Origin of the sequence: Ideonella benzenivorans (assembly GCF_020387415.1) — a bacterium.
In the GTDB taxonomy this organism is placed as follows: Bacteria; Pseudomonadota; Gammaproteobacteria; order Burkholderiales; family Burkholderiaceae_C; genus Ideonella; species Ideonella benzenivorans.
The window spans coordinates 54,661-78,687 of sequence record NZ_JAGWCB010000010.1 but is presented as its reverse complement, the minus strand read 5'-3'; the positions used below and the strand labels follow the sequence as shown (position 1 = coordinate 78,687).

Below are 24,027 nucleotides of genomic sequence, written 5' to 3'. Positions count from 1 at the left end.
CGAGGGCTTGCAGACCATGAACACCGATGCGCACGACACCATCACCCTGGCCGGCGGCTGTTTCTGGTGCCTGGAAGCGGTCTACGAACAGGTGCGGGGCGTGCAGTCGGTGACCTCGGGTTATGCCAACGGTCGGCTGCCGTCCCCCAGCTACGAACAGGTCTGCAGCGGCACCACCGGCCATGCGGAGGTGGTCCGGCTGGTGTTCGACCCGCGCCAGGTGAGCCTGCGTGAGCTGCTGGAAGTGTTCTTCCTGATCCACGACCCGACCACGCTCAACCGCCAGGGGCATGACGTGGGCACGCAGTACCGCTCCGGCATCTACCTGGAGCGGGACGACCAGCGTGCCGTGGCCGAAGCCGTGCTGGCCGAGGTGCAGCAGGCCGTGCCGGACCCGGTGGTGACGGAGCTACAGCCCTTGCAGCAGTTCTGGCCGGCCGAGGCCTACCACCAGCACTACTTCGCCCAGCACCCGGGGCAGGGCTACTGCGCCTATGTTGTCGCCCCGAAGGTCGAGAAGTTCCGCCACACGCTGGCCCATCTGCTGCGCGAGCCGGGTTGAATCGTCCGCGGGCGTTGCTTTCAGGGCGCGAGCCGCTCCCGCTGCCAGACGCCGTCCACCAGCCGGTAGCGCAGCCGGTCATGCAGACGGGACTTGCGGCCCTGCCAGAACTCCCAGGTGTCCGGCACCAGCCGGAAGCCGCCCCAGTGCGGCGGGCGGGCCGGGTTCAGGCCGTGCTGGGCGGCGGCCTTGGCTGCGTTGGCCACCAGCACTGCCCGGGAGCTGATCACCTCGCTCTGCGGTGAGGCCCAGGCACCCAGCCGTGAATCCAGCGGGCGGGAGGCGTAGTAGGCGTCCGACTCGGCATCGCTGACCTTCTCGACCTTGCCTTCGATGCGCACCACGCGCTCCATCTCCACCCAGTGGAACTGCAGCGCGGCATAGGGGTTGCCGGCCAACTCGCGGCCCTTGCGGCTGTGGTAGTTCGTGTACCAGACAATGCCCCGCTCATCGAAGGCCTTGACCAGCACCACCCGGGTGGAGGGGCGGCCTTCGGGGGACACGGTGGCCACCGTCATGGCATTGGGTTCGGGGACGACGCCTGAGGCCAGGGCCTCCTTCATCCACTGTTCGAACTGCAGCAAGGGGGCCGACGCCGCCTGCGCCTCCTCCAGCACGTCGCGTTCGTAGCTCTTTCGCAGATGTCCGAGGTCACTCATACCGACAGTGTAGGCCCTGGGGTGGGGCCTTAAGTGATGCTCCCATTGCCGGCAACCGGGCCGGGCCCGAAGCTGAAGGCCTGTTCTGCCTTCCGGGTCTTCATCCTGCCATGCCGCCAACACCCACCGTCCTTGTGCTGGGCGTGCAAGCTGGTTCGCACCGCCACGGCCTCCATGCCCGCCCGTCCGAGGCCCAGGGGCTGCACAGCGTGCTGGTCCACACGCTGCACAACGCGATGGCCAGTGGTCTGCCCGTGCTGGCCGTGACCCGGCCCGAGCTGGCCGAGGAGGCCGGGCGCTGGGTGGCCCGGCGCGACGTGCTGGTGGTGGATCCTCCCACCGAAGACGCGGATGGCACGACCACTTTCCTCGCCGCCGGGGTGGCGGCGCGGGCCACCGCCGATGGTTGGCTGATGCTGCCGGCTGACATGCCGATGGTCGGCCCGGCCCTGTTGCTGGCCGTGGCCGGGGCGCTGCAGCACCATGCGGTGGCCTGTGCCTCGCACCGGGGGCACCGGGGCCATCCAGTGGGCTTCGGCACCGAGTTGTTCTCGGAGCTGGTGCAGCTGCGGGGCCCCGGGGCGGCGCGTCGCCTGCTGATCCGCTACCCCTCGGCCAGCATCAGCGTGGACGACCCGGCGGTGCTGGGCCGGCACTGAAGGCCTCCGGTTTGACCCTGAGGGGCGGCACCTCAATAATGGCCCGACCGGTTGCGCTTTGTGGCCGGCGCCAGTGACGGATGCCTGCCATGAGTACCTTGCACCCCGTTCTTGCCGCGGTGACCGACCGCATCCGCGAGCGCAGTGCCGATCTCCGCAGCGCCTACCTGCGGCAGGTCGACACCCTGCGGCAGCGGCCGCCCGGCGTGCAGCGCATGGGGTGTGCGAACCTGGCCCATGCCTTTGCGGCCATGCCGGGGGACGATCGCCTGCGGGTGGTGGCCGAGCGCGCACCCAACCTGGGCATCGTCACCGCCTACAACGACATGCTCTCGGCCCACCGGCCGTACGAGTGTTTTCCGGACTTGATCCGCCAGGCGGCGCACGCTGCGGGGGCGACGGCCCAGGTGGCCGGCGGTGTGCCGGCGATGTGCGATGGCGTGACCCAGGGGCAGCCCGGCATGGAGCTGTCGCTCTTCTCGCGCGACACCATCGCGATGGGCACGGCCATTGCCCTGTCGCACGATGTGTTCGACGGCGTGCTGCTGCTGGGCATCTGCGACAAGATCGTGCCGGGGCTGCTGATCGGTGCGCTGCACTTCGGCCATCTGCCCTGTGTGTTCGTGCCGGCCGGGCCGATGACGTCCGGCCTGTCCAACGAGGCCAAAGCCAAGGTGCGTGAGCAGGCGGCCCAGGGCCTGGTGGGGCGGGCCGAGCTGCTGGCGGCTGAGCAGGCGGCCTACCACGGCGAGGGCACCTGCACCTTCTATGGCACCGCCAATTCCAACCAGATGCTGCTGGAGGCGATGGGGCTGCATGTGCCGGGGGCGGCCTTCGTGCACCCGCACACGCCGCTGCGCGAGGCGCTCACCCGCGAGGCCGTGGCCACGCTGCTGGCGCAGCGGGCGCGTGGCGGCTGCATCGGCCACCAGGTGGATGAGCGCTGCATCGTCAACGCCATGGTGGCCTTGCTGGCCACTGGTGGCTCCACCAACCATCTGATCCACTGGGTGGCGGTGGCCCGCTCGGCCGGCATCCTGATCAACTGGACCGACTTCGCCGACCTCTCGGCCGTGGTGCCGCTGCTGGCGCGGGTCTATCCGAACGGCGCGGCCGACGTGAACCAGTTCCAGGCCGCAGGCGGCACGGCCTTCGTGATCCGCGAACTGCTGGCGGCCGGGCTGATGCACGGCGAGGTGGCCACCGTGACCGACCGCGGGTTGGAAGCCTTTGCCACGGTGCCCGCACTGGATGCGGCCGGTCGGGTGCAGCACCGCCCCGTTGCCGCGCAGAGCGGCGATGAGCAGGTGCTGCGTCCGGTGGCGGCACCGTTCTCACCCGTGGGGGGGCTCAAGCTGCTCACCGGCAACCTGGGCCGTTCGGTCATCAAGGTGTCGGCTGTGCCGCCAGACCGCCATGTGATCGAGGCACCGGCCCGGGTGTTCGACGGCCAGGAGGCCTTGCAGGCGGCCTTCCAGGCGGGCGAACTGACGGGGGATTTCGTCGCGGTGGTCCGCTTCCAGGGGCCCCATGCCAACGGCATGCCCGAACTGCACAAGCTGACGCCGCCGCTGGCGGTGCTGCAGGGGCGGGGGCAGCGGGTGGCCCTGGTGACCGATGGCCGAATGAGTGGCGCGTCGGGCAAGGTACCGGCAGCGATCCATGTCAGCCCGGAGGCCTTGGCCGGCGGGCCACTGGCCCGGGTGCGGGATGGCGACCGCATCCGGCTGGATGCCGAGGGCGGCACGCTGGAGGCCCTGGTCCCGGCCGAGGAATGGGCTGCGCGCACGCCGGCCCCCCGGCCTGCCGCGCTGGCTGCCGAATCCGGGCACGGTTGGGGGCGGGAGCTGTTCGCCGGATTCCGGCAGCGGGTGGGCACGGCCGAGGAAGGTGCCTGCACCTGGTTGCCCGCCGCAGCGGCCCAGCCCTGAGCTGGCCCCTTCTTCTTTTTTTCGACCGCAGGAGCCTTGACCATGCTGGACACCCTGGAACTGGCCGTCTCCGGCCCCGTGATTCCCGTGCTGGTGATGGAACGGTTGGAAGACGCGGTGCCGCTGGCACAGGCACTGGTCGCCGGCGGCGTGCGGGTGCTGGAGGTGACTCTGCGCACCCCGGCCGGGCTGCCGTCGATCGCAGCCATCGCGCGGGCGGTGCCGCAGGCCATCGTGGGGGCGGGCACCCTGCGCACCGCGCAGGATGCGGTGGCCGTCCGAGCGGCCGGGGCGCAGTTCGCGGTCAGCCCGGGTTTTTCCCCGGTGCTGGCCGAGGCCTGCCAGGCCCAGGGCCTGCCGCTGTTGCCGGGGGTGGCCACACCCTCCGAGGTGATGGCGGCGCTGGAGGCGGGCTTTCGCTTCCTGAAGTTCTTTCCGGCCGAGGCCGCTGGCGGGGTGTCGATGCTCAAGAGCCTGGCCGGGCCCTTCCCGGATGTGGCTTTCTGTCCCACTGGTGGGATCCAGATCGGCAATGCGGCCAGCTACCTGGCGCAGCCGAATGTGCGGGTCTGCGGCGGCTCGTGGCTGACCCCGTCGGAGGCGGTGCGGGCTGGCGACTGGGCCCGCATCACGGCCCTGGCCCGGCAGGCCAGTGCGCTGCGCCCCCCGGGCTGAGGGGCGGTTCAGGCGGGCAGGCGGTCCAGCCAGACGCCCATGCCCTGGGCGTTGAGTTCGATGTCCATGTCGAGCAGGCGGTCGATCTCGGCCCCGGGCAGCGTGCTGCCGGTGGCCAGCAGGCTGGCGCGGTAGATCTGCGCCAGGCCCTGCTTGAGGGCCTCGTGTCGCTGGGGGGCGTGGCGCAGGCGCAGACCCAGGGTCTCGACCTTGTCCAGCAGACCCAGCAGTTGGCGGGCCATCGGCTCCACCGGGGCACAGCGGCCATAGTGGGTGAGGTACATGCACTCGGGCTGGCTGGCCATCAGCCGGGCGATGGTCTGGCGCAGGGCGGCCGGGTCGAACTGCACCGGCGTGGTGGTGGGCAGGACCCAGGGCTGGCCGTCGACATCCAGTTCACGGTAGCTCAGGCCGAAGGTGTCGCCGGTGAACCAGCCGCGCGACACCGGATCCCAGATCGCGTGGTGATGCTTGGCATGCCCCGGGCTGTCGATCAGCGTGAGCACCCGCTGGCCCAGCGGCAGCTGCTGGCCGTCCTCGCTTTCAACGACCCGCTCGGCAGGCACCGGCACCAGGGTGCCATAGGAGCGGTCCATCTCCTCCTGGCCATAGACGGCCAGGGCGCCCTGGTAGAGCGCGCTGGGGTCGATCAGGTGCCGGGCCCCCCGGGGGTGGACCAGCGCGCGCGCCGCGGGCAGCTGCTGCATCAGCGGGCCAACGCCGCCTGCGTGGTCCAGGTGCACATGGGTGGGGATCACCCAGTCCACCTGCTCGCGGCGCAACCCCAGGGCTTCCAGGGCCGCCAGCAGGCGGGGCACGGCCAGGCCGGTGCCGGTGTCGATGAAGGCCGCGTGGCCGTCATCGACCACCAGGTAGGCCGCATCGAAATGGGCCCGGTGGAACAGAGTGTCCACCTGGTAGACGCCATGCCCCAGTGGCACGACCCCATCCGATTCGGCCGACAGGGGAGACATGGACGTCATGGCAGACCTCAGGACTGGCTGGCGAGGATGGCGTACAGACGGGCGATGTCGGCCACGCCGTCGGCGCCCTGCACGCTGCGCAGCACCTGCAGGGCGCGCGCCTTGTTCTTCTTCAGCAGAGCCTGGCCCAGGCGCAGCTTGGCGTCGGCGGGCTTGCGCAGCTGGTCCTTGGCAATCCCCTGCTCGATCAGCGCGATGCCCTGATCCAGCTGGCCGTAGGACACCAGCCGGGTCCCGGCCTGGACCATGGCGTTGCCGTCGCGGGCCTGGGCCACTTCGTTGGCGATGGCGGCTTTGCCGTCCTTCTCCTGCTGGACCGCCAGGTCCAGCAGCCGCTTGTGGCGGGTCGCCTCGGCGCCGGTGCCCAGGATGCCGGCGGCCAGACCCTTGTCGACCACGGCCTTGCCTTCGCTGGGCAGGCCGGCCTGCATCGCCAGTTGGGCCAGCTCCATGTAGTCGTTGGCGCTGCTGAGGTTGCCGGTGGCCAGCTTCAGGCGCAGCACGTCAATGCCGAAGCGATCCGAGAAGCCCGGCTTGCGTTGCAGGCGGCCCAGCAGCGCGGCCCAGTAGTCCTTTTTCGGATAGTTGGCGACCAGCTTTTCCAGCGCGGCCGACTGGCCGGCCGCGTTGTTGGTGTGCTGGTAGGCATCGGCCAGGCGCAGCAGGTCGGCCTCTTCAGGTCGCTTGCCGGCCTGTTCGGCGGCGGCGACAGCCGCCGCAGCGCTCTTGGCGATCGCGTTGTAGTCGCCGCTGGAAGATTGCAGATAGGCCGCCAGTTGCTTGAGCTGGGCGCTGTTGTTGCCCAGGGCCTGGGCCTTCTGCACCCATTGGCTGGCCTTGGCGTTGTCCTTGAGCTGGGAGTAGGCGAAGGCCAGCGATTCGGCGATCTGTCCCTGTTCGGTGGTGTTCAGCTTGCCGGAGGCGAACACCGCCTCGAAGGCCTTGGCAGCCGTGGCGTTGTCGCCCGCGCGCTGGGCGGCGGCCCCGCGCATGCGCTCGATCATCAGCGTTTCCTGGGCGGATTTGTTGCCGGCACGGTCGGCTTCGTTGACCTTGGCCAGGGCTTCCCGGGCCTTGCCAGCGCGCAGCAGGTCGCTGGCCTGTTGCAGCGGCTTGCCGACTTCAGGGCGCAGGCTCTGGGCCTGCACGGCAGTGAGGCTGCCCGCCAGCAGCAGCGCGGTGGCGAGGTGTCGCAGCGTGATCATCAGAGGGGTCTTCCTTGTGAAGGGAGTCCAGGAAACAAATCGGGGTTCGATCCTGACGGAACGAACCCCGATTCTCCGGCAAGCGGTGTGCGGGCGGGCCCGGTGGTGTTCCCGTGGCCAGACCTGCCCGCGCAGGGTCAGTTCATGAACTGCTCGTTGCCGATGATGCCGATCTTGGTCACGCCCAGGCGTTGCGCCTCGGCCAGCACCATGGCGACATACTTGTAGGTCACCAGCTTGTTGGGGCGCACATGCACCTCGGGCTGATCCGGCAGCAGTGACAGGCGGTAGAGCCGCGCTTCGAGATCGCCACGACTGGGGACTGTCTCGCCGTTCCAGCCGATGGTGCCGTCGAAGTCGATGTCGATGCGCACGATCTCGGGCGGCTTCGGGGGCGGCGAGTTGTGGGAGTTCACCGGCATGTTCATCTTCACCGCGTGCGTCTGCACGGGGATGGTGATGATGAACATGATCAGCAGGACGAGCATCACGTCGATCAGCGGCGTGGTGTTCATCTCGACCATCATGTCGTCTTCGGACGACCCGACACTCATGGCCATGGGGCTTCCTTTCAGTTCTTGGCCGGCGGCTCGGTGATGAAGCCGACCTTGGCGATGCCAGCGCGCTGGCAGGCCACGATCAAGCGGCCCACCGACTCATAGCGGGCATTCTCATCACCGCGGATGTGCACTTCGGGTTGCGGCACCTTGACCGCTTCCTTCTTGAGCATCTCGACCAGGGTGTCGGTGTCGGGGATGTACTTGGTGGACCAGTACACGTCGCCATCCTTGGTGACCGCGAGCAGGATGTTTTCCGGCTTGGTCTGCGTCGGGACGTTGATTTCCTTCGGCAGGGTCAGGTTGACGGACTGGGTGACCACCGGGATGGTGATCAGGAAGATGATGAGCAGCACCAGCATCACGTCCACGAGGGGCGTGGTGTTGATGCTCGAGTTCATCTGCTCTTCATCGCCATCGGCGGAGCCAACGCTCATTGCCATCTTGCGTTCCTTTGTGCGAGCGGACGGTTCGTCCGGCGCCACCGGGGATCAGCCCGGGGCCACCGGGGTCGCGGCCCGTGGACGGTGCCGTGGCACCGCCCCGGAAAATCACTGCTTGCCGGCCAGCAGCACGTTGTGCACGTCGCCCGAGAAGGCACGGACCTTCTCCATCACCGACTTGTTGCGGCGGATCAGCCAGTTGTAGCCCATCACCGCCGGCACGGCCACGGCCAGACCGAAGGCGGTCATGATCAGGGCTTCACCGACGGGGCCGGCCACCTTGTCGATCGAGGCCTGGCCCGAGATGCCGATGGCGGTCAGGGCGTGATAGATGCCCCACACGGTACCGAACAGGCCCACGAACGGGGCAGTGGAGCCGACCGTGGCCAGGAAGGCCAGACCGTCCTGCAGACGGCTGTTGATGTTGCCGACGGCGCGCTCGACGCTCATGCCGATCCAGGTGTGCAGGTCGATGTTGTCGACCAGCGTGCCCTCGTGGTGTTCGGCGGCCTTGATGCCTTCATCGGCCATGTAACGGAAGGCCGAGCCTTCTTCCAGCGTGGCGGCACCCTTCTTGACCGAGCCCGACTTCCAGAAGTCGTCGGTCACGGCCTTGGCGCTCTTGAACATCTTGTGCTGTTCCCAGAGCTTCGTGAAGATGATGTACCAGCTGCCCATCGACATCAGGATCATGATGATCAGCGTGCCGCGGGCGACGAAGTCCCCCTGGCTCCACAGCGCATCCAGGCCGTAGGGGTTGTCGATCGTTTCCTTCTTGGTTTCCGGGGTCGGGATCGATTCGGGGGCCGGGGCGGTCACATCGGTCGAGGCACCAGCGGCCGGGGCGGAAGCGGTCTCCTGCGCCAGGGCGGACAACGGCAGGGTGCCGGTGAAAGCGATGGTGGCTGCCAGCAGGGGCGCACGCAGAAGTTTCAGAAAGGACATGTTCACTCCAAGGGGTATCCAGGGGGAGGGGATGAGCCCATCGCGCCGACGGGTCGTCGTGCGGACGGGCGGTTCAAAAAAGGTTTACTGCAGCGTCCAGACGTAGTCGACTTCGAACGTGCCACCGGCGGGGTGGCCGTTCTCGTCCACACCGGGGCGGAACGTGCATTCACTCAGCTTCTCGACTGCGATGCGGTCGAGCATGCGGTGCTCGCGGGACGGGCCGGCGGACCGCACGACCTCGGCCTTGGCCAGCTTGCCGCCGGCGTCCACAGTGAAGCGCACGCGGGTGGTCCCGGTGGCCTGGGCGCGGGCTGCGGCGGCAGGGTAGTCGGAACCCTTGGGCGCGCAGGCTGAGACGTCTGCAATCGCCGGGCGGGCGGCTGCCCGTGGCGGTGCGGGCGGCGCCGGGGGGGCCTGCACGGCGGGGGCCGCTTGGGAGATTTTCACCTCTTGCGGCGGCGGTTGCACATTGGTCGTGGTGATGGTGGGGGCCTGCGGTTGCTGGGCCACCTGGACCTCCGGCGGCGGCACGAAGGCCGGCGGCGGCGGCGCAGTCTTGGGCGGCGGCGGCAGGTTTTCCGGGGGCGGGGGTGGCGGCGGCTTCACCTCCTCGATGATTTTGGTCTCGATCGGGGCCTTCACGACCTCCACCACCTTGCGTGCCAAGCCACTGAGCAGGGCCCAGCCCAGCAGCAGGTGCAGCACGATCACGATGATCAACCCGACAGGATGCTTGCCAGGGTTGCGCTGCGATTCAGCGAAATCCACTCGTATCCTCCAGTCGCCTTTCAGCGCTGTCTCTTGTCGACGGCAACCTTGTGAGTTGCCAAAGGGCGCCACTATAGCGTCCAACTTCGTTCACTTCACAAGGGCTTGACCCTGAGAAGGTTTGGGAAAACACGTACAAAACAGGCAATGTGACGTGTCAGGACCACCGGTTGCCGATTTCTGCAGTACAGAACCGGCTTCCGGCCGTAACCACCGAACCAGCGAGTTCCGTGCCAGGGTCATGCACCAGTATGGACAGTTTCACCGTCGGCGCCCACCCCCAAGGCAGGGCGTGGACAGGGTGGACGGCTTGGGGGCAGCGGCCGCGGGGGAGGGGCGCGCGACGGTGCGCGGCGCGCCCCATCAGTGGGAGGCCTGCGGTGCCACCGTGGTGCGCTGAGGCCTCATCCAGGCCTTGACCTGCTGCTCGACGCCCACGTGCAGCGCCCAGCCCGCCAGCAGGGCCAGCGTCCAGGTGATGAGCAGGCCCAGCACACTGAAGAAGGTCGTTTCGGGCCAGAAGGTGCTGACCACGGCGCCGGTGAGCACGCAGACGGGGTAGTGGGCCAGGAACACCGCGTACGAGGTGCGCGCCAGCCAGGGCAGCGGGCCCCAGGCCGCCAACCGGCTCCAGAGGGGGCCGTTGATCCATGGGCTGGCCAGACACAGCGCCGTGAGGCCTGCGACCAGCAGCCGGTCACGCCAGGCCAGGCCCAGGGCGGCCACCACCACGGTAGCGAGGAAAGCCTGCCCCAACCACGCATGGTGGCGGTGGCGTGCATGGCGGATCCAGGCGGCCAGCATGCCCAGCCCGTAGCTGCCGAAGAAGTAGAGCCCCCAGGCATCGAGTTCATGGCGCAGGTTGAAGCCGAACAGCGAGGCCAGCGTCAGCCCGAGCACCAGCCCGATGGTCAGGCCGTTGCGCCAGGCCGCGTGGTGGCGCAGGGCCACGATCAGCAACAGCAGGCCAAAGAGCTGCAGGTCGATGGCCACGTACCAGAGGCCGGCGTTGAGCGCATCCTGGCCCAGGATGTCCTGCAACAGCAACAGGTTGACCAGCCACTGGTCCCAGGTCGGGGCGGGGGGCAGGTTGGGGTCGTCGCTGATCATCCGGGCCAGCTCGGCGCTGAGCACCGCAGCCCCCAGGGCCACCATGCAGGCTGGCACCAGGCGCAGATAGCGCTGCCACAGCGCGCGGGGCAGCGCGGCCGGGGGCAGGCGGTCGCCCGCGTCGGGGTGGGGCAGCCACTGCATGGCGGCCAGGTAGCCGCCCATGACCAGGAAGATCTGCACCGCCATGCGGGCCGGATCGGCCAGCCAGTCCCACAGCGAGGGGGCCAGCGGGTCCAGCTGGGCCTGCAAGGGGCTGTAGAGGGTCAGGTGGTGCCAGACGATGAGTTGCGACGCCAGCACGCGGCCGAGGTCGATCAGCGGCACCGAGGCCGCACGGACAGAAGGGCGAGACATGGGAGGGCCAATGCGAAAGGCGCCCGAGGGCGCCTGCGCAGCGGAGAGCGGGGGCGAAGGCGGGGCTTACTTGCCCCAGCTGTCCCGCAGGCCGGTGATGCGGTTGATCACCGGGCGCTCGGCGCGGTGATCCAGGCGGTCCGTCACGAAGTAGCCGTGACGCTCAAACTGGAAGCGCACCTCCGGCGGCGCATTGGCCAGCGAAGGCTCCAGGTAGCCCTGGACCACCTGCTTGCTGTTCGGGTTCAGCACCGAGAGGAAATCGCGGCCGCCGGCATCGGGCTGGGCCTCGGTGAACAGGCGGTCGAACAGGCGGATCTCGGCGGCCACGCCGTCGTGCACGCCCACCCAGGTGAGCACGCCCTTGACCTTGATGGCATCGGCGCCCGGGGTGCCGCTCTTGGTGTCGGGCACCACGGTGGCCGTCACGGCGGTGACGGTGCCCTCGGCGTCCTTCTCACAGCCGGTGCACTCGACGACGTAGCCGTACTTCAGGCGCACCTTGTTGCCCGGGAAGAGCCGGAAGAACCCCTTGGCCGGCACCTCGGCGAAGTCCTCGCGCTCGATCCACAGTTCCGGGCCCAGGCTGAAGCTGCGCTGGCCCAGCTCGGGGTGGTGCGGGTGGGCCGGAGCGCTGCAGGGCTCACGGTGCTCGGCGCTGCCGAAGATCTCGGCGTAGTTGGTCAGCTTCAGCTTGACCGGGTGGATCACCGCCATCGCGCGGGCGGCCTGCTCCTCCAGATCGGCCCGCAGCGCGATGTCCAGCGCCGAGTAGTCGATCCAGATGTTGGTCTTGGAGGCGCCGGTGTCGTCGGCCATTTTGCGGATCGACGCGGGCGTGTAGCCGCGCCGGCGCATGCCGGCCAGCGTGGGCATGCGCGGGTCGTCCCACCCGCTGACGTGCTTTTCATCGACCAGCTGCTTGAGCTTGCGCTTGCTGGTGATGACGTAGCTGAGGTTCAGCCGGCCGAACTCGTACTGCTTGGGCAGCGGGCGGGCCAGCAGGCCGGCATCGGCCAGGTTCTCCAGCAGCCAGTCGTAGAACGGGCGTTGGTCCTCGAACTCCAGCGTGCAGATGCTGTGGGTGATGCGCTCCAGCGCGTCCTCGATCGGGTGCGCGAAGGTGTACATCGGGTAGATGCACCACTTGTCGCCGGTGTTGTGGTGGGTGGCGCGGCGGATGCGGTAGATGGCCGGGTCGCGCAGGTTGATGTTGGGCGAGGCCATGTCGATCTTGGCCCGCAGCACCATGCTGCCGTCGGCATGCTGGCCGTCGCGCATCTCGCGGAAACGCGCCAGGTTCTCCGCCGGCGTGCGGCCCCGGAAGGGGCTGTCGGTGCCGGGCGTGGTGAAGTCGCCGCGGTTGGCGCGCATCTCTTCGGGCGTCTGCTCGTCCACGTAGGCCAGGCCGCGTTCGATCAACGTCTCGGCCGCCCGGTACATGAAGTCGAAGTAGTTGCTGGCGTAGTACTTGTGGACGGTGCCGAAGGCGGTCCAGTCCCAGCCCAGCCACTTCACCATCTCCTCGATGGCGTCGACGTATTCCTGCTCTTCCTTCTCCGGGTTGGTGTCGTCGAAGCGCAGGTGGCAAACGCCGCCGTAGTCTCGCGCCAGGCCGAAGTTCAGGCAGATGCTCTTGGCATGGCCCACGTGCAGGTAGCCGTTGGGCTCGGGCGGGAAGCGCAGCCGCACCTTGGCCGGGTCGGGCTGGCCGGCCGCGTGGTGGGCGGCGTCACCCGGGGTACCGCCGTAGGGGCGGTGGGCATAGGTACCGGCTTCGAGGTCGCGCTCAATGATGGCGCGCAGGAAGTTGGCAGGCTTGACGGCCTCGGGGGCTGGGGCGTTCTTGTGGTCGCTCATGAAGCGCGGAGGTTCCTGGATGCAGGGGCCGGCAATGGCCCGATGATCTGTTCGATTGTAGCGACGGGCCTTGGCCTGTGCTGCGGGGCACCAGGACCCTTCCCATGGTGTGGAAGCAGACCGTGGCGAACGGTCCGGCGGGCGAACCAGATCACCGGCAGGCTCGCTCAGGAACCCGGCGTCCGCCGCCAGGCCGCCAGCAGCGCATGGGCGTCTTCGGGCCAAAGGCAGGGCGCCTGCGTGCGGCGGTCCACACACACCTGACGCACACGGGCGACCAAGCGCTCCTGGCCCTCGTCCGGTCCGCTCAGCAGCAGATTGAGCCGGATGGATGAACGCTGCAAGGCCTCCAGCCAGAGCGTGGCCACGAGTTCATCGCCCATGCGGGACGGCCGCAGGAACTGGGTCTCCAGGTGGGACAGCGGCGTGAACAGCCCGCGCCGGGGAAGCTCCTCGTGCCAGGACAGGCCGATGTGGGTCCACCAGTCCTCGATGACCGAATTGAGCAGATCGAGGTAGCGCGGGTAATAGACGATGCCGGCCGGGTCGCAGTCCCCAAAGCGCACGCGGCGCGGCACCTGGAACAGGGGGCGGTCCTTGGGGGGCGTCAGGGTCAGGGGCATCGGTGCGCCTGGATTGGTGCGGACGTGTCGGACATGGGGCGGCGATTCAGCGGTGCAGCAGACGACGTCCGACCAGGGCGGGCAGGCGCAGCGCGAAGCCAAGCATGAGCCGCAGATGCATCCAGGTGAGCAGCCGGTTGTCACGCCAGTAGTTGAAGTGGGAGACGCCACCTTCCGAGGCGGTCAGGTACTTCACCGGGGCGGGCAGGTTGAGGGGGCGCACACCGCGCCAGGCCAGGCGCACCACGGCTTCGGGGTCGAAATCGAAACGGCGCATCCAGCGCTGGCCGTGCATCACCTGGCGCAGCGGCTCGATCGGGTAGACGCGAAAGCCGTACAGCGAGTCGCCGATGCCGGCCCAGAGCGTCTCCAGATTGGCCCACCAGTTGGAGATCTTGCGGCCCTGCACCCGCAGGGCCGGGGCGCTGGCGTCGAACACCGGCACGCCCAGCACCATGGCGGCCGGATTGGCCTGGGAGGTCTCCATGAACTGCGGGATCAGCATGGCCGGGTGTTGTCCGTCCGAATCCATGCACAGGGCGTGGGTGAAGCCCAGGCGCTGGGCTTCGTCCAGGCCGTGCAGCACGGCCGCACCCTTGCCGCAGTTGCGCGGCAGCACCAGCACGCGCAGCCCCGGGTCGGTGGCGGCCATGCGCTGCAGTGTCTGGGTGGTGCCGTCGGTGCTGCCGTCCACCACCACCCAGACCGGCGTCCACTGGGCACGGGCGGCCTGCACGGTCTCATAGACCTTGGGGCCGGGGTTGTAGCTGGGGATGAGGACCAGGTGGGTGTGGGATGTCATGGTGTCATGGCTCGGGCGTTCAGACCGTGAATTCCGGGTCGATCGCCGAGGTGGGCAACTGCTGTCGGAAGGCATTTTGCAGTTGCGTCAAGGTGTCGCTCGCGTTGCGGGGGGCCGGCAGGCAGGGGCCCAGGCGGGCCTGGTACACCACGGGGAAACGCGGCGCACGCCAGATCGGCCAGCCCTTGCACAGATAGCGCGAGTTGGTGCGCAGGATGACGACCTGCAGGGGGGCCTGCGCCAGCTTGGCGATCAGGCCTGCCCCGGGCTTGAGCGGATTGATCGGGTCCTCGACGGTGCGGGTGCCTTCCGGGAAGACCAGCAGGCGCTGGCCTCGGCGCACCGCCCGTGTCGCCGTGCGGATCAGGTGTTCGGGACGGCTGTTGTTGACATAGCCGGCCAGCCGGGCGCCCACCGCCAGGAAGGCGTTGGTCACCAGGTCGGCCTTCATCAGGCAGAGGGCCTCGCGCACACGCGACAGGACCAGGAACACGTCGATCATGCTCGGGTGGTTGGCCAGGATCAGCATGCCGCCGGGGCGCTGGTTGAGCTCGTCGAGGGCCGTCAGGTCCAGCCGCATCAGGCCGCAGCGGGTGCAGCCGGCCAGGAAGAGCCGGAACAGGGCACTGATCAGTCGCTGCATGAGGGGCTGCCGAACGCGTGCGGGCACGAGCGCCAGCGGCAGGCAGAACAAGTTGCCGGCCAGCAGCATGCCGCCCAGCCACAGCAGCAGCAGGTAGAACAGCAGCACCTGCCCGGCCCGGCGCAGGCCCCGCGTCTCAGCCGGCATGGGTCACCCAGCCCTCCGCCTCGATTTCCACCAGCAGTTCACGGCGGCACACCTCGGCCTGCAGCACGCTGAAGCCCGTCATGCCGCGCGCGACCAGACGGTCCAGCACCCGGGGCACATCGGCCGGGTGGCGGACATAGACCCGGCCGCTGAGTTCAGACAAGGACAACGCCGGGCGCCCCGCGCAGGCCTGCGCCAGCAGGGCCTCGATGTTGCGCAAGGCCTCCTCGGTCTGGGCCTGTACATCGCCTTCGTGCAGGCTCTGGTGGCCCACGATGCTGGCGGTGCCGCTGATCAGCAGCAGGTCGCGGCCGAAGGGCAAGGGCAGCAGCGCGGCGCGCGAGAACACGGGCGGGGTCCGCCCATACTGCGCGGGGTAGTGGTAGGCGCTGACCTGGCGCGGGTTCTCGATCGCACGGGGCGCCTGGGCCCCGCTGAGCACCGCCACGCGCAGTCGCCCTTCTCGGTTGCCCAGCGCACAGGCGGCGGGAGCCCCTTCGGTGATGGCGCAGCCCAGGGCCTGCATGGCCTCGCGGCGGCCCTGGTTGAAGCGCCGGTAGCGCTCTTCACCGTCCTCGGTGCCGTGGATGTCGGCCAGATAGTTCCAGAAGCGGATGGGGTGGGGGTGGCCACTGCCACGCAGCGCGCCGAGCACGGCGGTGTAGAGGTGGCGGGCCTGGGTGGCCAGCGGTCCGTCCACGCGGGATTCGGCCAGCAGGAACTGGGCATCGCGGGCGACGCGGGCGTGCAGGTGCACCCCGGTGTCGGTGCTGTGCTGCCAGGCCGAGACCGGTCCCGGCAGGCACCAGAGCTGGCTGGCGAGTTCGCTGCTGCCCAGCAAGGGCATGTTCAGCGGCAGCCAGGGCGCGCTCCCCGCATCGGCGGGCACGGATGGGCTGAGCCCACCCAAGGGCGTCAGGCCCACGACCTGGGCCCGGCGTTCTGCTTCGGCGGGCGTCGGGGCGAGGAGGAAGGCCAGGCCAGAGGTCAGGGCGGTCGGCGTCGCGATCGCGCTCATGGGATCAGACCATGCCCCCGTTGACGGAGATCACCTGTCCCGTGATGTAACGGGCCTGTTCGCTGGCGAGGAAGCCCACCAGATGGGCCACATCGTCCGGGCTGCCCGCGCGTTTCATCGGCACCAGGCGGGCGATGGTCTCCGGGTCGAACACGCCGGCCGACATCTCGGATTCGATGATGCCGGGGGCCACCACGTTGACGGTGATGTGGCGGCTGGCGAGTTCCTGGGCCAGGGATTTGCTGGCGGCATGCAGGCCGGCCTTGGCGGCCGCATAGTTGGTCTGGCCCCGGTTGCCGGTCAGCGCGGCGACCGAAGACACCGAGATGATGCGGCCCCAGCGGCTGCGGACCATGGGCATGGACAGTGGCTGCGTGACGTTGAAGAAGCCATGCAGGGACACGTCGATCACGCGGTGCCATTGCAGGGCGGACATGCCCGGAAAGGCCGCGTCGTCGTGGATGCCGGCGTTGTTCACCAGCACCTGCACCGGGCCGTCGGCCAGCACCGCCTCCAGGGCCCGCTGGCAGGCCTCGCCATCGGTGACATCGAACTGCACCCAGTCGGCCGTGGCGCCGCTGTCGCGCAACTGCTCACACAGGGCCTGGGCGGCAGCCGCCTGCCGGTTGGCGTGCACCAGCACATGCAGGCCGTCCGCGGCCAGGCGGCGGCAGATGGCCGCGCCGATGGCGCCGCTGCCACCGGTCACCAGGGCCTTGCGCCGGGGTTTCTCGGGAGTGTTCATCGGGAAAGTCAGAGCTTCTCGGCGTCCAGCACCACGGTGGCGCGGCCGCTGAGCAGATTGTGCCCATCGGCGGCCAGCCAGAAGCGGTACAGCACCGTCATGCCGTTGGCCGAGAGGCGTTCGGCGTGGACTTGCAGCGGCGAGTCCACGGTGTCGAGCCGGGGCTGTTGCCACTGCACGTCGCGCACGCTGGTCAGATAGCCCTGCCGGGCGGCGGCGGCCTCGGGGGTGGTGAGGGCGCCGTGCACCGCCATGGCCTGGGCCGCGTATTCGATGCCGGCCGTGATCTCCAGGCCGCGCGTGGTCCGCAAAGGGTGGTCGGGGGCCCGATGGCTGCTGGCGGTGCAGACGATGTGCTCGTCGTCCCATTCAGAGACGGCGTCGAGCAGGCACATGCGTCCCTGGTGCGGGATGTGGGCCGCGATCCAGGCGTGGTCGTGGCTCATGCCTGCACGCTCACCCGCAGCTGCAGGTCTTCAAGATAGTCCAGCACCCAGTGGCCGGCGGTCTGCCGGGCCAGGCCCTGCAGCAAGGGCAGTGCGCGTGCGGCGGGCACCGCGGTGCGCAGCGTCTCCAGCGCCGGATCGGCCAGGGTGTCCGGCGGGGCCTGGGTGAGTTCCAGCTGCAGGCGCGGGCCGGTGGTCGGCTCGGGGCTCAACAGCAGCGCGACCCCGAAGGCGTAGGGGATGGGGCGGACCTGGCGCAGCGGCTCGGGATAGGCCGTGTCAAAGGCCACGAGCAGACACGGCTGCGCGCTGGTCTGCACCTGCGTGAAGGCCTCCAGCAGGCCGGCGGCAAAGGTGGCGTCGTAGGCGCACAGGCTGGTGGAGGGAGCCAGGCAGTGGCTGGCGATGCCCCAATAGCCGGCGGGCATGTTGTGCACCGAGTTGTGGAAGCGGGTGGGCGACACGGCGCGGTCGGCGGAGGCCAGCGTGTCCAGCAGGTGGTGGCAGTTGTCGCAGTCGCCCCCGGTGGAGGAGAAGACCGTGGCCAGCGTGTGGGCGTCGGCACCGGCGGCCTGCACGGCATCCAGGCCGGTGGCCATGGCCAGCTTCAGCGCCACGCCGACGCGCCGTCGCTCTGCCGGCGGCAGCGAGGTGGGGGCGGGCAGCTCGGTCGGGGTCAGCGTCAGCGGCTGTTCGCCGCGCAGCACCGGCAGGGCCTCGGCCCAGCCGCTCATGCCGGGGCCGTACAGACCGATGCTTTGCAGATGGACCGTGGCGAGTGGCTCGCTCATGCGACCTCCCTGGACAGCAGGACGCTGCAGTTGCTGCCGCCGAAGCCGAAGGAGTTGCCCAGCACATGCCGCAAGGGGAGGCGCAGGTTGTCCAGCAGGTAGCGCGAGGACAGGGTCGGGTCAAGCTGTTGGGTGCCGACGCCGGCGGGGGCCAGGCCGTGCGTCAGGGCCAGAGCCCCCACCACGGCATTGACGATGCCGGCGGCGCCCAGCGTGTGGCCGGTGTGTCCCTTGAGGGAGCTGCAGGGCACGGTGCCGGCCCCGAACAGGCCGACCACCGCCTTGTCCTCCGCGGCGTCATTGGCCGAGGTGGAGGTGCCGTGCAGCGCGATGTAGTCCACATCCTCGGGGCGCAGACCCGCGGCGTCGAGGGCGCCCTGCATGGCCAGCCGGGCCCCCAGGCCCTCGGGATGCGGGGCGGACATGTGGTGTCCGTCGCTGGATTCGCCCACGCCGGACAGCAGGATGGCCCCGGGCGTCGGGGTCTCTGACCATTCCAGCAGGGCGAAGCCGGCCGCCTCGCCGATCGAGAGGCCGTTGCGTGCGGCATCCCAGGGCCGGCAGGGGGCCTGGGCCACCAGTTGCAGCGAGGTGAAGCCGTACAGCGTGGTCAGGCACAAGGAATCGACCCCGCCGACCACAGCGGCGTCGATGAGACCAGCGCGCATCATCCGCTGTGCATTGGCAAACACCTTGGCACTGGAGGAGCAGGCGGTGGAGACCACGACGGCGGGGCCCTTCAGACCGAAGTGGTGCCGCACGAAATCGGCCACGGAGTAGGTGTTGTGGGTGTGGCGGTAGTCCAGCCAGGCTGGCAGATGGCCTTCGGCGTCGCGCTCGCGATAGGCCAGCTCCGAACTCAGGATGCCGGAGGTGCTGGTGCCCAGGAACACCCCCACCCGGTGGGCGCCATGGCGTGCGATGGCTGCGTGCACGGCCGCTTCGAAGCCATCCTGTCGCAGGGCCAGCAAGGCCAGGCGGTTGTTGCGGCAGTCGAAGGCCTGCCATGGGGCGGGCACCGGCAGGTCGTCCAGGCCCTCCACCTCACCGATGCAGGTGTCCAGGTCCACGGTTTCCCAGGCGCGTCGGGCCAGGCCGCTGCGCTTGGATTGCAGGGCGGCCCAGGTGGCATCCAGGCCAGCGCCCAGGGCACTGGTCAAGGTGTAGGAGGTGAGTTCAATGGCCGGCACGGAGAACCTGCAAGCGTGAGTCGAGAACGGGGAAGAGAGCCGGTCGGTGGGGTTGCGCAACCCGCCGCATCACATTCTGCTGAGACGGTGTCCTTGGGCACAGGACAGGCCCCGGTCCACCCACTGGCTGACCCGCCAACGCAGCCTCGCCGAGGCATGGCGCATCCGGGTGAGGCGAATGCCTCCGAGGGGCTTGGCCGCACGCAGGCGAGTGAACGTCAAGGGGGCGTGCATGCCTGCGAGAGTGTAACGGGCCTCAAACCCTGCGAGGCCAGCCGCGCCAGCAGGCGGGGCAGCACGGCCAATACCACCGGCTCGCCCTGGGGCGTGCGGGCGCCATGGCCATCGTGCAGCAGGAGGATGTCGCCGGCCGCGAGCCGGTGCGTCAGGCGCCGCAGGACCACGTCAGGGTCGCCGCAGCGGGTGTCGTAGGCGCGCCGGGTCCAGGCCGCCAGTTGCAGGCCCAGCCGGTGCAGGACGGGGGCCAGAAAGGGGTTGCGCAGTCCCGCCACGGCTCGGTAGAAACGCGGGGTTTGCGCGGTCAGGCGGTGAAGGGTCGCCTGCCCTTGCGAGATTTCGTCGCGCCAGCCGCCAGGCCCCATGAAGGACGCGTGCCACGGGTGCCGGTGCCCATGGTTGCCGACTTCGTGGCCGGCATCGACCAATGCTTGGCAGAGTTCAGGGTGAGCTGCGGCCCGCTGCCCGATGCAGAAGAACGTGGCGTGAACGCCGTGTGCAGCCAGCAGGGCCAGGACCTGGGGCGTGACCTCCGGGTCCGGGCCATCGTCGAAGGTCAGGGCCACTTCGCCGCGCTGCCGCGCGGCCTCCGGCAGGCGCACCAGGGTCGGCCCCAGCCAGCGGCAGCGCGGCAGCAGGCCGCACAGGCTGATCAGCAGGTGATTGAGCAGCAGCAGGCCGAGACCCCACGGCCAGAGCACGGGGCGCAGGCAGACCGTCCCCAGCAGGGCCAGGTGCAGCAGGCCGCTGGCCACGAGCAGGGGCGCAGGGCGCCAGGCGGGCTGACTGTTGCCGTTGGCGTCACCGGGCATGGCGTGCCCCCCGCGGGCTGCAGAGGATGGCGGAGAACAGCAGGGCCAGCAGGGCACCCGGGGCCACCGTGCTGCCCATGGCCGCCAACAGGGGCACCTTGGACAGTCCCAGGGTGGCGAAGCTGCAGACGGTGGTGAGGTTGGCCACCGCGAGCGACACCAAGGTGCGGCCTTGCTCCTGCGGGCTGCCCTGGCCCAGGCCGCTGTCGAAGAACAGGGCGTAGTTCGACCCCACGGCCACCACCAGCAGCAGGCCCACCAGGTGCAGGATGGTGAGCGGGTGGCCGCTCCACACCAGACCGCAGGCCACGGTCAGGACGGCGCAGGCCAGCGGCAGGGCCACACGCAGCACACGGGGACCGTTCCGCAGATGCAGGACCAGCAGCACCAGCACCGCCAGCATGCCCAGGCCCGACATGCGCAGGGCCTCGTGCAGGTAGTGGTCGAAAACGCTGGTGGTCTCGGCCAGCAGGTCGATCACGGTGATGTTGGACACCTGGGCTGCCTGCAGGGCCTGCGCGATGCGCGCCACGTCCAGCTCGCCATCGGCCTGGCCGGGCGCTGCGTGCAGGGGCAGGAGGGCGAGCACGTCATGCCCGCGGTGCACCAGCAGCGAGTCCACCAGCATGCCGGCCGAACTGTCCTGCAGGTCGGCCCGGTGAATCAGGGGCGCCTGGCGGGACCGCGCCACGTCCTCCACGAAGCCCTGGAGCCGCTCGGCCTTGAGCGGTGAGCCCTGCAGCGCCTCGGTCAGCCGGCTGCGCAGGGTGTCGGCCGGTGGCAGGGCGGCCCGGCGCGCCTGTTGGGTGGCCTGGCTGGGCAGGGCCAGCGTGGGTGAGCTGACGCCGCCCAGCCACTGCGCGTCCTGCAGGTGGCGCAGCACCTGCGCGGCCTGTTCGGCCCGTTGCAGAGCGGTTTCCTCGTCGGGCGCGGAGATGCTGGCGATGTAGCGCAGGTCGGGAGCGCCCAGATCGGCGCGCAGGCTGGCGTCCAGGGCCTGATCGGCCTGCGACACCGGGCTGAGCGCGGAGAGTTGCCGGTTCCAGATGTGATCATGGCGCCAGGCCAGCAGGCCGCTGGCCAGCACCAGCAGCACGACGACCCCGGGCCGCAGCCGGGGCAGCTTCCGCAGCGCGCCCAGCAGAACCTGTCCCATCGGGGCCAGGTCACGCAGGGGCAGCACCGCCGGCATCAGCCGGGGCAGCACGAACCGGGTCACCAGCACCGCGGCCAGCAGGCCGGCAATGGAATACAGACCCAGCTGGGCCAGACCGGGGAAGCCGGACAGGAGCATGGCCGCGAAGCCGACGATGGAGGTGAGGACCCCCAGGCGGATGGTGCGCCAGAAGTGGGCCGGGGCCTGCCGGTCGGCCCGCTGCACGAAGAGGTAGATGGAGTAGTCCACCGCCTCGCCGATCAGGGTGGTGCCGAAGCCCAGGGTCAGGCCATGCACCTGACCGAAGCCCAGGCTGACCGCCGCCACCCCGGCCACGGCGCCGCTGAGCACCGGCAGCAGGCCCAGCAACAGCAGCCGCGGCGAGCGGTACACCGTCAGCAGCAGGCCCACGACCAGCACCAGGCTCACTGTGGCCAGCCGGCTCACCTCCGACTGGATGGTGGCGCGGGAGGCCACGGAGAACACGCCGGTGCCGCTCATCACCAGCCGGGCGTCCGCCGGCCGGTCCGGCAATTGGGCGAACAGGGTGCGGATGCGCTGCTGGGCGGCCGCCTGCGCGTCGATGTCGGATCCGGCGGCGCGCGTCTGCAGCAGCAGGATGGCCCGTTGCCCGTCCCGCGACGCCCAGGCCCCTTCCAGGCTGGCCGGCTGCGACTCGCCGTTGAACTGGGCCAGCAGGGCCAGGGTCTCGCCGGAGGGATCCCGGGGCAGCAGGCTTTTCAACAGCAGGCCACCGTTGCCCGCCAGGCCCTGCAGGGATTCGTCGATGGCCTGGCGCAAACCCTCCACGGTGAAACGCTCGGGGGTCACCGCGGGGCTCAGCAGGTAGCGGTGCTCGAAGAAGAAGCTGCGGTCGCGGTCCTGCAGTTCGGCGTCGCCGTTCTGCACACCTTGGAAGGCGGGGTCCTGCCGCAGCTGCTGCCCCAGCGTGCGGGAGAGGCGGGCGCGGCTGCTGGCGTCGCCGCCCTCGATGCCGACCATGATGAGCCGGGCCACGATGCCATCCTGCAGCTGGTCGAGCAAGAGCTGCTGCCGCTCGGTGGGCAGCCGCGGCATGAAGGCCGAGAGGTCGGCCACGAAGCGGGTCTGCGCGATGACGCCTGCGCCCAGGGCCAGCAACAGGACCCAGAGCCCGACCGGCCAGGACAGCCAGCGGCGCATCATGGGTTGGGCACCGGCGTGATCTGCATTTCCGAGCGGTCGCCGTCGGCCTGTTCGAACACGATCAGACGCACCGAGGTCCCGCTGCCCTCCATGCGGATGCGGCTGACCAGCTTGGCCATGCGCGCCTGCTGTGGCACCAGCAGCAGCTTCCAGCGTGCCTCGCTGCCGTTGAGTTCGAGGCTGTAGTACTTCTGCAGTGCCGCCAGGTCGCCTGCCAAGGTGCCGCGAATGCTTTCCACGAAGGCCGCGGCCTCGGGGCTGCTGTTCAGGCTCAGGGTCATGCGGCGCTTGTTGGCGTCGTCCACCGTGAGCGTGTCGCCCTGTAGCACCAGGGATTCCGGGCGGGGCGAGAGCGTGCGCTTCTCCAGCCGGTCGGGGGCGGTGAACGACAGCTCACCGCGCGATTCCACGGGCTGGTCCAGCACGGCGAGGTACTTGCGTTCGACGAAAGTGGCCTTGGCCGACTTGTGGGTGGCCAGGGCCTGCATCAGTGTCGACGGGGTCCAGGGCTGGGCCCAGGCGGGGGCGAGGCAGCCCAGGCCCAGGGCCAGGATGCCGGCGTGACGACGGACCCAGGCCTTGAGCTCAGGCTTGGGGAGAAGCGGGCGATTGCCAGAAATCATAGAAGTTGAACCAGTTGTAGGGCGCCTCACGGCAATACCGCTCCAGCCGGGCGACGTACTGCGCCATCAGGGCATGGATCTGGGCCTCGCGGTCCCGGCCCAGGGCGGGGTCAAGGTGCAGAGGCTCGAAGTGCAGGTCGTAGCGGCGACCCCCTCGGTACAGGCCGGTCATGAAGAAGATCGGCTGCTGCAGCATGACGGCGAGACGGAACGGGCCGCAGGGGAAAGGGGCCAGCCCACCCAGAAAAGACATCTCAAGGTATTGGTCCGAGCCGGAGGCCCGGTCCGCCAGGACGCCGACCATGCGGCCCTCCTGGAGCCGCTGATGCAGGGTGAGGATGGCTTCAAGCTGGCCCAGGGCAATGATGTCGGGGGCTGCTGCCGGGTTGATCGCCGCCAGTGTGTCGTGGATCTGGCGTGCGTTCTCCAGGTACATGGCCACGCTCAGCTGAAACTGGCTGTGGTGACGCGCCAGCGCTCGCAGGGCCTCGAAACTGCCCAGATGCGCCCCCAACAGCAGCAGGCCCTGGCCTTCGCCGTTGAGCTGACCCAGCGCCGCATGCCCCGTGGGGCGGATGTCGAACAGCTCGAAGCGATCGTTGAGCAGGTAGACCCGGTCATGGACCGTGGAGGCGAAGGCATGCATGTGGCGATAGAGGTCTCGCCAGGTGGCCGGGCGACCCAGGCAGCGGGCGAGGTAGCTGGCCGACGCCCGCCGGGCCGCCGTGGCCGTGAGCAGGAAGTACAGGGCGATGAGGGCCACGACGGGTCGGGTCAGTCGGCGGCCGAGCCTGAGCGAGAGCCAGGTCATGATGCGCAGCAGCGTGAGACTGCCGCGTTCCTTCTGGCTCATCCACTCGGGCCGCGGGGTTGAACGGGAGGGCGTCATCGG

25 protein-coding genes are annotated in these 24,027 nt (G+C 69.6%); 4 read left to right on the top strand and 21 right to left on the bottom strand.

All coding sequences use genetic code 11. The features are described from left to right. Positions 1–16: 16 nt before the first annotated feature. Entirely contained in the window at positions 17–562 is a 546-nt protein-coding gene (gene msrA / locus KGA65_RS08975; protein WP_225862806.1) for a peptide-methionine (S)-S-oxide reductase MsrA, read from the top strand. Between the two features lie 20 nt (positions 563–582). Here the strand turns inward: msrA and pdxH are convergent, their stop codons facing one another. Then, positions 583–1,221 carry a pyridoxamine 5'-phosphate oxidase gene (pdxH, locus tag KGA65_RS08970; RefSeq protein WP_225862805.1) on the bottom strand — a complete coding sequence of 213 codons (639 nt, stop codon included), beginning with the start codon at positions 1,219–1,221 and terminating at the stop codon, positions 583–585. Positions 1,222–1,331: 110 nt separating this feature from the next. Here pdxH and KGA65_RS08965 point away from each other — a divergent pair, with 110 nt between their 5' ends. From KGA65_RS08965 to KGA65_RS08955, 3 genes are all read left to right on the top strand, one after another. Further along, on the top strand, positions 1,332–1,880 hold the full coding sequence (locus tag KGA65_RS08965; RefSeq protein WP_225862804.1) for an NTP transferase domain-containing protein: 549 nt from the start codon (positions 1,332–1,334) through the stop codon (positions 1,878–1,880). 89 nt (positions 1,881–1,969) lie between these two features. Continuing rightward, the gene (gene edd / locus KGA65_RS08960; RefSeq protein WP_225862803.1) at positions 1,970–3,811 is read left to right on the top strand and encodes a phosphogluconate dehydratase; all 1,842 of its coding nucleotides are present in this window, start codon (positions 1,970–1,972) and stop codon (positions 3,809–3,811) included. Between the two features lie 42 nt (positions 3,812–3,853). Then, a complete protein-coding gene (locus KGA65_RS08955) occupies positions 3,854–4,486 on the top strand; it encodes a bifunctional 4-hydroxy-2-oxoglutarate aldolase/2-dehydro-3-deoxy-phosphogluconate aldolase (protein WP_225862802.1) in 633 nt (210 codons plus the stop codon). Positions 4,487–4,494: 8 nt separating this feature from the next. Here KGA65_RS08955 and KGA65_RS08950 read toward each other — a convergent pair whose 3' ends face one another. The 20 genes from KGA65_RS08950 to KGA65_RS08845 form a co-directional block, all read right to left on the bottom strand. Next, entirely contained in the window at positions 4,495–5,469 is a 975-nt protein-coding gene (locus KGA65_RS08950; protein WP_225862801.1) for an MBL fold metallo-hydrolase, read from the bottom strand. 8 nt (positions 5,470–5,477) lie between these two features. Then, entirely contained in the window at positions 5,478–6,674 is a 1,197-nt protein-coding gene (locus KGA65_RS08945) for a hypothetical protein (protein ID WP_225862800.1), read from the bottom strand. 137 nt (positions 6,675–6,811) lie between these two features. Continuing rightward, positions 6,812–7,234 (bottom strand): ExbD/TolR family protein, encoded by a 423-nt coding sequence (locus tag KGA65_RS08940; RefSeq protein WP_225862799.1) that lies wholly within the window; start codon positions 7,232–7,234, stop codon positions 6,812–6,814. 11 nt (positions 7,235–7,245) lie between these two features. Continuing rightward, positions 7,246–7,674 (bottom strand): ExbD/TolR family protein, encoded by a 429-nt coding sequence (locus tag KGA65_RS08935; protein WP_225862798.1) that lies wholly within the window; start codon positions 7,672–7,674, stop codon positions 7,246–7,248. A gap of 108 nt (positions 7,675–7,782) precedes the next feature. After that, positions 7,783–8,619, bottom strand: a complete 837-nt coding sequence (locus KGA65_RS08930; RefSeq protein WP_225862797.1) for a MotA/TolQ/ExbB proton channel family protein — start codon at positions 8,617–8,619, stop codon at positions 7,783–7,785. A gap of 84 nt (positions 8,620–8,703) precedes the next feature. After that, positions 8,704–9,390 carry an energy transducer TonB gene (locus tag KGA65_RS21050; protein ID WP_310740950.1) on the bottom strand — a complete coding sequence of 229 codons (687 nt, stop codon included), beginning with the start codon at positions 9,388–9,390 and terminating at the stop codon, positions 8,704–8,706. Between the two features lie 363 nt (positions 9,391–9,753). Continuing rightward, positions 9,754–10,857, bottom strand: a complete 1,104-nt coding sequence (locus KGA65_RS08910) for an acyltransferase family protein (protein ID WP_225862796.1) — start codon at positions 10,855–10,857, stop codon at positions 9,754–9,756. 66 nt (positions 10,858–10,923) lie between these two features. Further along, complete coding sequence (locus KGA65_RS08905; RefSeq protein ID WP_225862795.1) at positions 10,924–12,717, bottom strand: glutamine--tRNA ligase/YqeY domain fusion protein; 1,794 nt, start codon at positions 12,715–12,717, stop codon at positions 10,924–10,926. A 167-nt stretch (positions 12,718–12,884) separates the two neighbouring features. Next, positions 12,885–13,340 carry an acyl-CoA thioesterase gene (locus tag KGA65_RS08900; protein ID WP_225862794.1) on the bottom strand — a complete coding sequence of 152 codons (456 nt, stop codon included), beginning with the start codon at positions 13,338–13,340 and terminating at the stop codon, positions 12,885–12,887. A 46-nt stretch (positions 13,341–13,386) separates the two neighbouring features. Then, on the bottom strand, positions 13,387–14,142 hold the full coding sequence (locus tag KGA65_RS08895; RefSeq protein ID WP_225862793.1) for a glycosyltransferase family 2 protein: 756 nt from the start codon (positions 14,140–14,142) through the stop codon (positions 13,387–13,389). Positions 14,143–14,161: 19 nt separating this feature from the next. Next, positions 14,162–14,932, bottom strand: coding sequence for a lysophospholipid acyltransferase family protein (locus KGA65_RS08890; protein ID WP_225862792.1), 771 nt, complete (start codon positions 14,930–14,932; stop codon positions 14,162–14,164). Beyond that, the gene (locus KGA65_RS08885; protein ID WP_225862791.1) at positions 14,922–15,950 is read right to left on the bottom strand and encodes a chorismate transformation FkbO/Hyg5 family protein; all 1,029 of its coding nucleotides are present in this window, start codon (positions 15,948–15,950) and stop codon (positions 14,922–14,924) included. The genes KGA65_RS08890 and KGA65_RS08885 overlap by 11 nt, the downstream gene beginning before the upstream one ends. Before the next feature lie 4 nt (positions 15,951–15,954). Then, positions 15,955–16,695, bottom strand: coding sequence for a 3-oxoacyl-ACP reductase FabG (gene fabG / locus KGA65_RS08880; RefSeq protein ID WP_225862790.1), 741 nt, complete (start codon positions 16,693–16,695; stop codon positions 15,955–15,957). 8 nt (positions 16,696–16,703) lie between these two features. Next, the gene (locus KGA65_RS08875; RefSeq protein ID WP_225862789.1) at positions 16,704–17,141 is read right to left on the bottom strand and encodes a hotdog family protein; all 438 of its coding nucleotides are present in this window, start codon (positions 17,139–17,141) and stop codon (positions 16,704–16,706) included. Then, entirely contained in the window at positions 17,138–17,932 is a 795-nt protein-coding gene (locus KGA65_RS08870) for a beta-ketoacyl synthase chain length factor (protein ID WP_225862788.1), read from the bottom strand. The genes KGA65_RS08875 and KGA65_RS08870 overlap by 4 nt, the downstream gene beginning before the upstream one ends. Continuing rightward, positions 17,929–19,122, bottom strand: a complete 1,194-nt coding sequence (locus tag KGA65_RS08865) for a beta-ketoacyl-[acyl-carrier-protein] synthase family protein (protein WP_225862787.1) — start codon at positions 19,120–19,122, stop codon at positions 17,929–17,931. Before KGA65_RS08865 ends, KGA65_RS08870 begins: the two co-directional genes overlap by 4 nt. Before the next feature lie 218 nt (positions 19,123–19,340). Next, complete coding sequence (locus KGA65_RS08860; protein ID WP_225862786.1) at positions 19,341–20,171, bottom strand: polysaccharide deacetylase family protein; 831 nt, start codon at positions 20,169–20,171, stop codon at positions 19,341–19,343. Beyond that, positions 20,161–22,512: an MMPL family transporter gene (locus KGA65_RS08855; protein ID WP_310740949.1), complete on the bottom strand. Its 2,352-nt coding sequence runs from the start codon at positions 22,510–22,512 to the stop codon at positions 20,161–20,163. Before KGA65_RS08855 ends, KGA65_RS08860 begins: the two co-directional genes overlap by 11 nt. Beyond that, positions 22,509–23,135, bottom strand: coding sequence for an outer membrane lipoprotein carrier protein LolA (locus KGA65_RS08850; RefSeq protein WP_225862785.1), 627 nt, complete (start codon positions 23,133–23,135; stop codon positions 22,509–22,511). Before KGA65_RS08850 ends, KGA65_RS08855 begins: the two co-directional genes overlap by 4 nt. Beyond that, complete coding sequence (locus KGA65_RS08845; RefSeq protein WP_225862784.1) at positions 23,098–24,024, bottom strand: lysophospholipid acyltransferase family protein; 927 nt, start codon at positions 24,022–24,024, stop codon at positions 23,098–23,100. Before KGA65_RS08845 ends, KGA65_RS08850 begins: the two co-directional genes overlap by 38 nt. Between the last annotated feature and the right edge of the window lie 3 nt (positions 24,025–24,027).

Bases quoted from the DNA above. Each gene is read 5' to 3' on its own strand.
- KGA65_RS08935 (WP_225862798.1), bottom strand. From the start codon at position 7,674: ATGGCAATGAGCGTTGGCTCCGCCGATGGCGATGAAGAGCAGATGAAC.
- pdxH (WP_225862805.1), bottom strand. From the start codon at position 1,221: ATGAGTGACCTCGGACATCTGCGAAAGAGCTACGAACGCGACGTGCTG.
- KGA65_RS08905 (WP_225862795.1), bottom strand. From the start codon at position 12,717: ATGAGCGACCACAAGAACGCCCCAGCCCCCGAGGCCGTCAAGCCTGCC.
- KGA65_RS08930 (WP_225862797.1), bottom strand. From the start codon at position 8,619: ATGTCCTTTCTGAAACTTCTGCGTGCGCCCCTGCTGGCAGCCACCATC.
- KGA65_RS08950 (WP_225862801.1), bottom strand. From the start codon at position 5,469: ATGACGTCCATGTCTCCCCTGTCGGCCGAATCGGATGGGGTCGTGCCA.
- KGA65_RS08945 (WP_225862800.1), bottom strand. From the start codon at position 6,674: ATGATCACGCTGCGACACCTCGCCACCGCGCTGCTGCTGGCGGGCAGC.
- edd (WP_225862803.1), top strand. From the start codon at position 1,970: ATGAGTACCTTGCACCCCGTTCTTGCCGCGGTGACCGACCGCATCCGC.
- KGA65_RS08910 (WP_225862796.1), bottom strand. From the start codon at position 10,857: ATGTCTCGCCCTTCTGTCCGTGCGGCCTCGGTGCCGCTGATCGACCTC.
- KGA65_RS08850 (WP_225862785.1), bottom strand. From the start codon at position 23,135: ATGATTTCTGGCAATCGCCCGCTTCTCCCCAAGCCTGAGCTCAAGGCC.
- KGA65_RS08965 (WP_225862804.1), top strand. From the start codon at position 1,332: ATGCCGCCAACACCCACCGTCCTTGTGCTGGGCGTGCAAGCTGGTTCG.
- KGA65_RS08895 (WP_225862793.1), bottom strand. From the start codon at position 14,142: ATGACATCCCACACCCACCTGGTCCTCATCCCCAGCTACAACCCCGGC.
- KGA65_RS08860 (WP_225862786.1), bottom strand. From the start codon at position 20,171: ATGCCCGGTGACGCCAACGGCAACAGTCAGCCCGCCTGGCGCCCTGCG.
- KGA65_RS08885 (WP_225862791.1), bottom strand. From the start codon at position 15,950: ATGAGCGCGATCGCGACGCCGACCGCCCTGACCTCTGGCCTGGCCTTC.
- KGA65_RS08875 (WP_225862789.1), bottom strand. From the start codon at position 17,141: ATGAGCCACGACCACGCCTGGATCGCGGCCCACATCCCGCACCAGGGA.
- KGA65_RS08855 (WP_310740949.1), bottom strand. From the start codon at position 22,512: ATGATGCGCCGCTGGCTGTCCTGGCCGGTCGGGCTCTGGGTCCTGTTG.
- msrA (WP_225862806.1), top strand. From the start codon at position 17: ATGAACACCGATGCGCACGACACCATCACCCTGGCCGGCGGCTGTTTC.
- KGA65_RS08940 (WP_225862799.1), bottom strand. From the start codon at position 7,234: ATGGCCATGAGTGTCGGGTCGTCCGAAGACGACATGATGGTCGAGATG.
- KGA65_RS08900 (WP_225862794.1), bottom strand. From the start codon at position 13,340: ATGCCCCTGACCCTGACGCCCCCCAAGGACCGCCCCCTGTTCCAGGTG.
- KGA65_RS08955 (WP_225862802.1), top strand. From the start codon at position 3,854: ATGCTGGACACCCTGGAACTGGCCGTCTCCGGCCCCGTGATTCCCGTG.
- KGA65_RS08890 (WP_225862792.1), bottom strand. From the start codon at position 14,932: ATGCCGGCTGAGACGCGGGGCCTGCGCCGGGCCGGGCAGGTGCTGCTG.
- fabG (WP_225862790.1), bottom strand. From the start codon at position 16,695: ATGAACACTCCCGAGAAACCCCGGCGCAAGGCCCTGGTGACCGGTGGC.
- KGA65_RS08870 (WP_225862788.1), bottom strand. From the start codon at position 17,932: ATGAGCGAGCCACTCGCCACGGTCCATCTGCAAAGCATCGGTCTGTAC.
- KGA65_RS08845 (WP_225862784.1), bottom strand. From the start codon at position 24,024: ATGACGCCCTCCCGTTCAACCCCGCGGCCCGAGTGGATGAGCCAGAAG.